General features: G+C 75.9%; 3 protein-coding genes. All 3 read right to left on the reverse strand.

Annotated features, from left to right (window positions below; translation table 11 throughout):
- Positions 1 to 1,016: DEAD/DEAH box helicase (locus PINTE_RS21045; protein WP_245643097.1), on the reverse strand; the 1,016-nt coding region annotated here is incomplete at its 3' end.
- Between the two features lie 70 nt (positions 1,017 to 1,086).
- Positions 1,087 to 1,779 (reverse strand): response regulator transcription factor, encoded by a 693-nt coding sequence (locus PINTE_RS21050; protein WP_245643098.1) that lies wholly within the window; start codon positions 1,777 to 1,779, stop codon positions 1,087 to 1,089.
- Positions 1,776 to 2,165, reverse strand: a 390-nt coding sequence (locus PINTE_RS23525) for a sensor histidine kinase (RefSeq protein ID WP_373280189.1), incomplete at its 5' end; no start/stop codon positions are given. The genes PINTE_RS23525 and PINTE_RS21050, both read right to left, overlap by 4 nt.

Genomic DNA, 2,165 nt, shown 5'->3' on the forward strand with positions numbered 1-2,165 from the left:
GCGTCGCGGGAGGCGGCGACGGTGACCAGGCCGCTCATGCCGCGGGCGGCATCGCGGCGGGGCTCGCGGGAGAGCCCGGCGTCGACGACGAGCCGCACCCCGGGAACCGTCAGCGACGACTCGGCGATGGCGGTCGAGACGACGACACGCCGCGGGCCGCCGGGTTCGTGGACGTCGCGGCCGTGCAGCACGCGGTCCTGCTCGCGCGGGGCGAGCCGACCATGCAGCGGCAGAACGTCGACGCCGGGCAGCGCGTCGCGCAGGCGTGCGCAGACCTGGTCGACCTCCCGCGCGCCGGGGAGAAAAACGAGGACGTCGGCCTCCGGCAGGCCCTCAAGCTCGGCGACCGTTGTCGCAGCGACATGCGACAAGAAGTCGCGGGCGACGCCGCGCGGGTCGAACCGCGCACCGGGCGCGGGGCGCCACCGCACGTCGAGCGGGTGCAGCGCCGAGGGGCATTCGACGATTGGTGCGGGCACGGCATGCTCACCGGCGAGGATGCGCGCGAACCGGCCCGCGTCGAGGGTGGCGGACATGGCGACGAGGCGCAGGTCGTCGCGCAGGGCCCGCACCTGGGCGAGCATGCCGACGAGCAGGTCGGTCTCGATGGCCCGCTCGTGCACCTCGTCGAGGGCGACGGCCGCGACGCCCGGCAGTTCCGGGTCGGCCAGCACCCGCCGCAGCAGCACTCCGGGCGTGACGAACTCGACGCGCGTGGCCTGCGACACCCGCCGCTCGCCGCGCACGGTGAAGCCGACCCGCTCCCCCACCGCCGACCCGTCGAGCTGCGCGAGCCGGGCCGCCGCCGCCCGCACCGCGATCCGACGCGGGGCCGTGACGACGACCCGCCCCGCCCCGCTGAGGTCGGCGAGCAGCGGCGGCACGAGCGTCGTCTTGCCCGTGCCTGGCGGCGCCTGCACGACCGCGACCCCACCCGCGAGCGCCTCGGCCAACGCGGGCAGGCTCGCGGCGAACGGCAGCCCGGCGCCGATGGCGGCGAGGTCGAAGGCGGGCATCGGCCCAGTCTCCCCCATCCCCGGGAGCCGGGCCTGCATCGGCCGCCGATCGCACACAGTTGTGTGAAGGTCAGGCGTCGCCGACCGTCAGCGCCCCCGCCTCGTAGGCGCGCACGACGAGCTCGGTGCGGTGCCGCGACCCGGACTTGGCGAGTAGTGACCGCAGGTGGGTCTTGACGGTTTCGACGGACACGAACAGGCTCGCCGCCGCCTCCGCGTTCGTCGCCCCCGCGGCCACCTGGGCGAGCACGTCGCGTTCGCGGTCGGTGAGCTGCGCGACCCACCGGGGCGGGTCGGGCGCGCGGCTCCGGGTCGCGACGCGGCGGATCGCCGCCGGAAACACGAGTGACTCGGTGCGTGCCACGGTGCGGATCGCCGCGAACAGCTCCTCGGGTGCGGCGCGTTTGAGCACGAAGCCGCGCGCACCGGCGAGCAGCGCGTCGTGCACCGCGGCATCGCTCTCGAACGTCGTGATGACGACGACCGCCGGAGCCCGATCGCTCGCCCGGGTGAGCAGCCGCGTGGCCTCGATGCCGTCGATGCGAGGCATCCGCACGTCGAGGAGCACGACGTGCGGTCGGGTGCGGGCCACGAGCCTCGGCACGTCCACGCCGTCGGCGCCGAGGCCGACCACCTCCAGATCCGGCTGAGCGGTCAGGATCGCGGCCAGCCCGGCGCGCACGAGTTCGTCGTCGTCGACGACGACCACGCGGATCGGTCCGCCACCCCCGCCCGCCGCCGGGCTCGCGGCGCCGGTCGTCAAGGCTCCCCCGGCACGACGACCGTCACGACCCATTCCGCGCCGCGCGGACCCGCCTCCAGGCGGCCACCGTGCAGCAGCACCCGTTCGCGGAGGCCGACGAGGCCGTGGGGGCTCCGGGGCGAGCTGGCCGCGTCATCGCAGCGCTCACCCCGAGAATCGAGCAGGTCGTTGCGCACCTCCACCTCGACGCCCGGCACGCCAGGCGCGCCGGGAGCGGCCCGCAGACACACCCGGGCAACGCTCCGCCCGTGCCGCGAGGCGTTCGTCAACGATTCCTGGACGACTCGAAAGACCGTGTGCGCCACCGCCGTCGGCAGCACGAGCTCGGCCGGCAGGTCGGCCCGCGCCGACGCCTGACCGGCCAGGGCGCGCACCCGCGGCACGAC

The organism is Piscicoccus intestinalis NBRC 104926, assembly GCF_001515525.1.
Classification (GTDB): Bacteria; Actinomycetota; Actinomycetes; order Actinomycetales; family Dermatophilaceae; genus Kineosphaera; species Kineosphaera intestinalis.